General features: G+C 70.8%; 4 protein-coding genes and 1 pseudogene. 1 reads left to right on the top strand and 4 read right to left on the bottom strand.

Annotation, left to right across the window (positions count from 1 at the left end; genetic code table 11):
* The 4 genes and pseudogenes from AC2W7A_RS07760 to coaE (AC2W7A_RS07745) all read right to left on the bottom strand — a co-directional run.
* Window positions 1-352 (bottom strand): annotated as a pseudogene (locus AC2W7A_RS07760) (hypothetical protein); the annotation flags it as partial.
* A 2-nt stretch (window positions 353-354) separates the two neighbouring features.
* Entirely contained in the window at window positions 355-2493 is a 2139-nt protein-coding gene (gene uvrB / locus AC2W7A_RS07755) for an excinuclease ABC subunit UvrB (RefSeq protein WP_485990851.1), read from the bottom strand.
* A 61-nt stretch (window positions 2494-2554) separates the two neighbouring features.
* Window positions 2555-3265, bottom strand: coding sequence for a dephospho-CoA kinase (gene coaE / locus AC2W7A_RS07750; protein ID WP_485990850.1), 711 nt, complete (start codon window positions 3263-3265; stop codon window positions 2555-2557).
* Between the two features lie 212 nt (window positions 3266-3477).
* On the bottom strand, window positions 3478-5856 hold the full coding sequence (gene coaE / locus AC2W7A_RS07745) for a dephospho-CoA kinase (protein ID WP_485990849.1): 2379 nt from the start codon (window positions 5854-5856) through the stop codon (window positions 3478-3480).
* A gap of 182 nt (window positions 5857-6038) precedes the next feature.
* Between coaE (AC2W7A_RS07745) and AC2W7A_RS07740 the strand changes: the two genes are divergently transcribed.
* Window positions 6039-6641 (top strand): IMPACT family protein (locus AC2W7A_RS07740; RefSeq protein WP_485990848.1); only part of this gene is annotated, 603 nt, incomplete at its 3' end.

Raw genomic sequence — 6641 nt, 5'->3', positions numbered from 1 at the left:
CTAGCACCAGCAGCGGGAACCCGGCCCCCGGCAGGGCCTCCTCCACCACGGGGGCCAGCACCATGCCGAGGGCACCGAGGGCCGCCAGGGCGTAGGCCGCGGTCAGCGTGGTGCGGCGTCCTCGGGACAGGGCCAGCCGGGCCAGGGGCAGGGCGCTCAGGGCGCCGGCCAGGGAGATGGCCATGGTGGTGGTGCCCGCCAGCGCGTCGCTGCCGGAGAGCTCGGCGGCCATGAGCGAGCCCACGGCGAGGGCGGCCCCGTTGCCGATGCCGGAGAACACCTGGCTCAGCGAGAGCGTGGTGACGACCCTCCGCTGGTGGCGGGCTCGGACGGTCCCGACGTCCCGGCCCATGCTCAGCCCTCCCGCTTCATCTGACGCAGCTCCTTCTTCAGCTCGGCGACCTCGTCGCGCAGCCGGGCGGCGAGCTCGAACTGCAGCTCGGCGGCGGCCCGGTGCATCTGCTGGGACATCTGGGTGATGAGGTCCTCGAGGTCCTTCGCAGGCATCGTCGCAGCGTCCACGGCCGGCGTCGGCCCGTCCTCGTCCTGGCCCGCCTCGGCGGCCTCGGCGCGGGCGGAGGTGATGCCGCGCCGGCCCATGCCGAAGTCGAAGCCGGACTTCACCCCGCCCATGCCGGAGAGGAAGTCCGCGGTGTCCGCGTCCTCGCGGGCCAGCTGGTCCGTGATGTCCGCGATCCGCTTGCGCAGCGGCTGCGGGTCGATCCCGTGCTCCTCGTTGTACTTCATCTGGACGGCGCGGCGGCGCTCGGTCTCGTCGATCGCCCGGCGCATGGAGTCCGTGACGTTGTCCGCGTACATGTGGACCTCGCCGGAGACGTTGCGGGCGGCGCGGCCGATGGTCTGGATGAGCGAGGTAGTGGAGCGCAGGAAGCCCTCCTTGTCCGCGTCCAGGATGGACACGAGCGAGACCTCGGGCAGGTCCAGGCCCTCGCGGAGCAGGTTGATGCCCACGAGCACGTCGAAGGTGCCCTTGCGCAGCTCGCGGAGCAGCTCGACGCGGCGCAGGGTGTCCACGTCGGAGTGCAGGTACTCCACCTTCACGCCGTGTTCGAGCAGGTACTCGGTGAGGTCCTCGGCCATGCGCTTGGTGAGCGTGGTGACCAGGACGCGCTCGTCCTTCTCGATGCGGATCCGGATCTGCTCCAGCAGGTCGTCGATCTGTCCCTGCACAGGCTTGACCACGACCTTGGGGTCGACGAGCCCGGTGGGACGGATGATCTGCTCCACGTAGCCGTCGGCCTGCGAGAGCTCGTAGTTGCCGGGCGTCGCGGAGAGGTAGACGGTCTGGCCGATGCGCTCGAGGAACTCGTCCCACTTCAGCGGGCGGTTGTCCATGGCGGAGGGCAGCCGGAAGCCGTGCTCCACGAGGGTGCGCTTGCGGGACATGTCCCCCTCGTACATCGCGCCGATCTGCGGGATGGTCACGTGGGACTCGTCCACCACCAGCAGGAAGTCGTCCGGGAAGTAGTCCAGGAGGCAGTGCGGGGCGGAGCCGGCGGGCCGGCCGTCGATGTGCCGCGAGTAGTTCTCGATGCCGTTGCAGTAGCCCATCTGCTGCATCATCTCGAGGTCGTAGGTGGTGCGCATGCGCAGTCGCTGCGCCTCGAGCAGCCTGTCCTGCCCCTCGAGCTCCTGCAGCCGTTCGCGCAGCTCGTCCTCGATCGAGGTGATCGCCCTGCCCATGCGCTCGTCGCCAGCCACGTAGTGGGAGGCCGGGAAGATGTACATCTCGTTCTCCTCGCGCACCACCTGGCCGGTGAGCGGGTGGAGGGTCTGGATGGACTCGACCTCGTCGCCGAAGAACTCGATGCGCACCGCGAGCTCCTCGTACATCGGGATGATCTCCACCACGTCGCCGCGGACGCGGAAGGTGCCGCGGTGGAAGTCCGTGTCGTTGCGGACGTACTGCATGCTCACGAAGCGGCGCAGCAGCGCGTCCCGGTCCATCTCCTGGCCCCGCCGGAGCGTGACCATCTGCTCGATGTACTCCTCGGGCGTGCCGAGGCCGTAGATGCAGGAGACCGTGGCCACCACCACCACGTCGCGGCGGGTGAGCAGCGCGTTGGTGGCCGAGTGGCGCAGGCGCTCGACCTCCTCGTTGATGGAGGAGTCCTTCTCGATGAAGGTGTCCGTCTGCGGGACGTACGCCTCCGGCTGGTAGTAGTCGTAGTAGGAGACGAAGTACTCGACCGCGTTGTTCGGCAGCAGCTCGCGGAACTCGTTCGCCAGCTGCGCGGCGAGCGTCTTATTCTGGACCATCACGAGCGTGGGCCGCTGCAGCGACTCGATCAGCCACGCCGTGGTGGCGGACTTGCCGGTGCCGGTCGCGCCCATCAGGACGACGTCCTTCTCACCGGCCTCGATGCGCTCGGTCAGCTCGGCGATCGCCGTCGGCTGGTCGCCGGAGGGCTGGTAGGGGCTGACGACCTCGAAGGGTGCGACGACGCGGTTGATCTGCTGGGCCAGGCTCATGCCTGCCAGCCTACGCGCGTCAGCGGACGGCGTACGGGCCCCGTCCGCCGTCCCGACGACGTCACTCGCCCTGGTCGCGTGTCTCGCGGTGGTCCGCGTCCGGCTCGTCCCGGCCCTGTGTGGACTCGGGGTCGAACCCGTCGCCGTCCGGGGCGATGAAGCGGTCCCAGACCTTGTTCGCGGCACGCTTGAGGGCGTCCAGGTCCGCGTCGTTGACCAGCAGCACGTGGGCGGCCTTCCGTCGCTCCTCGTCGCTGGCCTGGGCGGCGATGCGGTTCTGAGCGTCCTCCACGGTCATGCCGCGGTCCTCCACCATGCGGCGGATCCGCTCCTGCATCGGGGCCTCCACGACGACCACGAGGTCGTAGGCGCCGGCCTGCCCGGACTCCACGAGCAGGGGGACGTCCTGCACGACCACGGCGTCCGGGCCGGCCTCGGCCACCAGACGCCGGCCGAAGGCCCGGATGCGGGGGTGGACGATGCGGTTGAGGCGGTCACGGGCGGCCGGGTCGGTGAAGACGATCTCGGCCATGGCGGCCCGGTCCAGCTCGCCCTCGGACGTGATGACCCGGTCCCCGAACTCGTCCTGGACGGCGGCGAGGCCCTCGGTGCCCTCGGCGAGGACGTCACGGGCGATCTGGTCCGCGTCCACCAGGATGGCGCCGCGCTCGGCGAAGACCTGGGCCACCGTCGACTTGCCGGCGGCGATGCCCCCGGTCAGGCCCACGTGCAGGCGGGGGCGGGTGGCGGGGCGGGCGGCGTTCTCGGTCACTGCGGGTCTCCTCGGTGGGTCTCGGGCGGAGGCGACGGGCCGTCGTCGTGGTCCTGGGGGGGAGGGGGGGACGCAGCCCTCGGCGAGGGCGCTCCGATGTGCTCCGGCCCACAGCACGCTACCGGCCGTGCCGTCCGAGGACGACACCGGCCGGCGGCGTTTCGTTCCGCGCGGGGCGGCACCGGTGTGCGGGCCTCCCGCACGGCGGCGGATCAGGCGTCGGTCACGGCGCCCTTCCGGTCCGCGAGGGCGGGCACGACGTGCTCGGCCCAGTACGTGTCCACGGCCGCCGAGAGCTCCTCGCGGCCGCCGGAGTTCTCCAGCGTGGTCCAGCCGAGGGCGTCGTTGCGGTCCGTGTCCTGGGCGTCCGCGTCGATCTGCGCCCATGCCTGCTCACGGGTCAGCCCGCGCTCGGCCATCAGGCGCTGCACACGGGCCTCCATGGCGGCCTCGACGACGATCACCTGGTCGAAGTCGCGGGCGGAGGAGGACTCGTCCAGCAGGGCGAGGTCCACGACGAGCACCGCGTCCTCGCCGATGGCGGCGGCGCGTCGGTCGGCCTCGGCACGCACGTGCGGGCCGACGACCTCGTAGAGGCGGGTGCGTGCGGAGGTGGAGTCGGCGGTGAGGGCGTCGATCGCCGCCCAGTCCACGGAGCCGTCCAGGCGGACCATCTCCGGGCCGAACACCTCGCGCAGCTCGTCCACGGCGGGGTGGCCGGCGACCAGCAGCTCGTGCATGAGGTCGTCGTAGTCCACGACCACAGCGCCGTGGCGGGCGAACTCCGAGGCGACCAGCGACTTGCCCGAGGCCACCGCGCCGGACAGGCCGATGGTGACGGCCGCACGCTGCGCGATGGTCTTCTGCCGGTGCCAGGTGTTCGGAGTGTGGGTGTCGTACTCCGGCTCGGTGCCCACCTCGTACTCCGGGCGGATGGTGTAGTCGTTGATGTCCACACCCTCCTCCTGGGCGCGGCGGTGGTACTCCTCGGCCGGCAGGACGGGCTTCCACTGACGGGTGCGCATCGGCTTCAGGGAGCCGGCGTCCTCGCGCAGCGCCCGGACGAGCAGGGCGGCCTGCAGGACCGTCAGGATCATGACCGGGAAGCCGATCACGATGATGACCTCCTGCAGCGCGTTGAGGCCGTTGTCCCCCGCGGTGGTCACGATCGCCGTGCAGACGGCGCCCACGGACAGGCCCCAGAAGATGCGCTGGCGACGGGAGACGACGTCCTCCTGGCCGTTGGCCATGGCGTCCATCACGAGGGCCCCGGAATCGATCGAGGTGACGAAGAAGATGACGATGACCGCCAGGGCGAGGGCCGCCACCGGAAGGTAGAGCGGCATCTCCTGCAGGTACTGGAACAGGGCGGCCTGGACGTTGCCCTCCTCCACGATGGTCTTGGTCAGGGCGCCGCCCTGACCCGGACCGCCGGCGGAGGCACGGTCCATGGACACGGCGGAGAAGCCGTAGACGCCCATCCAGACGACCACGAACGCGGTCGGCAGGCCGATGGTGGCGGCCACGAACTCGCGGACCGTGCGGCCCTTCGAGATCTTGGCGACGAACATGCCGGTGAACGGCGCCCAGGTGACCGTCCACGCCCAGTAGAAGACGGTCCAGTCGCCGGACCACTGGCCGCCGCCCATGGTGTCGTTGAACGTGGTCATCAACGGGAGGGCGCCGACGTAGCGTCCGGCCGACTCGATGATGCCGCGCACCACGTCCATGGAGGACGCGGCGAACATGAGGCAGAACAGCATCAGGGCGATCGCCATGACGATGTTGAGGTAGGACAGGCGCTTCACGCCCCTGTCCAGGCCGGCCAGCACGGAGGTGAGGGCTGCGGCGGTGATGACGGCCAGGATCAGGGCCTGGACCCAGCCGGCGACCGGGGTGCCGAACACGTAGTTCATGCCCGCGTTGATCTGCAGGGCGCCCAGTCCGGTGGACACGCCCAGGCCGAACACGGTGGAGACGATCGCGACGACGTCGATGGCCTTGCCGATCGGGCCGTGGATGCGGTCGCCGAGGACCGGCTGGAACGCGGAGGACACACGCGGCGGCAGCTTGCGCTTGTACGTGAAGTAGCCGAAGGACAGGCCCGGCACCACGAGGATGGCCCACATGTGGACGCCGAAGTGGAAGTTGGCGAAGTTGATCGCTTGCAGGGCGGCCTGGTCCGTGAAGGGCTCGGTGCCCTCCAGCGGCGGGTTGGCGTAGTGGTTCATCGGCTCTGCGATGCCCCAGAACATGAGGACGGCACCCACGCCGGCGGCGAAGAGCATGCCGAACCACGCCAGGCCCGAGTACTCCGGGGTGGCGTCGTCGTCGCCGAGCTTCACGCGGCCGTAGCGACTGATCGCCAGGCCGAAGGCGAAGACCACGAGCAGGGTGGCCGAGGCGGTGTAGAACCAGCCGATGTCATAGCGCAGCCAGTGGGCGATCGCGCCGAAGAAGGTCTGGACGGGGCCGGGGAAGAACCCCATGCCCACGGTGAACACGATGATGGCCGCGGCGGCCGAGAAGAAGACCCCGGGCGAGGTGCGCAGCCCGAGGCGGTCGTGGAGACGCGACAGGAGTGAGTTCATGTGGAGGATACGAGTCGGCGGAACCCGGTGCGACCGGTCCAAAGGGCCTGCGTCCGGGTGCGGTGCGCTGTGGGCACGATCACGAACTCTACCCCCAGGATGTGATCGGAGACGCACCGTCGCCGCAACGATGCCGACTCCACAGCCCAGGCACAGAAATGCCCATCGCCTAGGATGTCCCCATGCCCGAGACCTCCGCCGTCCGCTGCACCGTCCCCGCCGCACGGACCCGTTCCGAGGACGGCTGGGTCCACGTGGAGCTGGAGGTGAGGCGCTCCCGCTTCCTCGGCTTCGTGGCCCGGGTGGACACCGAGGAGCAGGCGCGGGAGATGATCGCGTCGCTGCGCCGCCGCTTCCACGACGCCCGCCACGTCTGCAGCGCCTTTGTGCTGGGCCCGGACCGCCGCCAGGCGCGCTCCAACGACGACGGCGAGCCGGCCGGGACGGCAGGCACACCCATGCTGGAGGCCCTCACGCAGCGGCAGACCGGCCCCTCAGGCGCCCGCGACCTCACGGACGTCTGCGGCGTGGTGGTCCGCTACTTCGGCGGGATCAAGCTCGGCGCCGGCGGCCTGGTCCGCGCCTACTCGGACGCCGTCAGCGCCGCCCTGGACGCGGTGCCGCTGGTGACCCGGTCCCGGATGGCGCTGTTCGAGGTGACGGCCCCGCACGCCGAGGCCGGCCGGTGGCAGCACGAGCTGGACTCCGCCGGGCACCGCGTGCACGACGTCCGATATGAGGCGGCCGGCGCCGTGCTGTGCGTCGCGGTGCCCGACGCCGGCCCC

Source organism: Micrococcus sp. LASM2_SD2 (assembly GCF_057364565.1).
Note: the sequence above shows the minus strand (reverse complement) of the source record. Positions and strands in the feature narration are given on the sequence as shown.

Excerpts from the sequence above, each read along its gene's own strand:
- uvrB (WP_485990851.1), bottom strand. The coding sequence starts at position 2,493 with ATGAGCCTGGCCCAGCAGATCAACCGCGTCGTCGCACCCTTCGAGGTC.
- coaE (WP_485990849.1), bottom strand. The coding sequence starts at position 5,856 with ATGAACTCACTCCTGTCGCGTCTCCACGACCGCCTCGGGCTGCGCACC.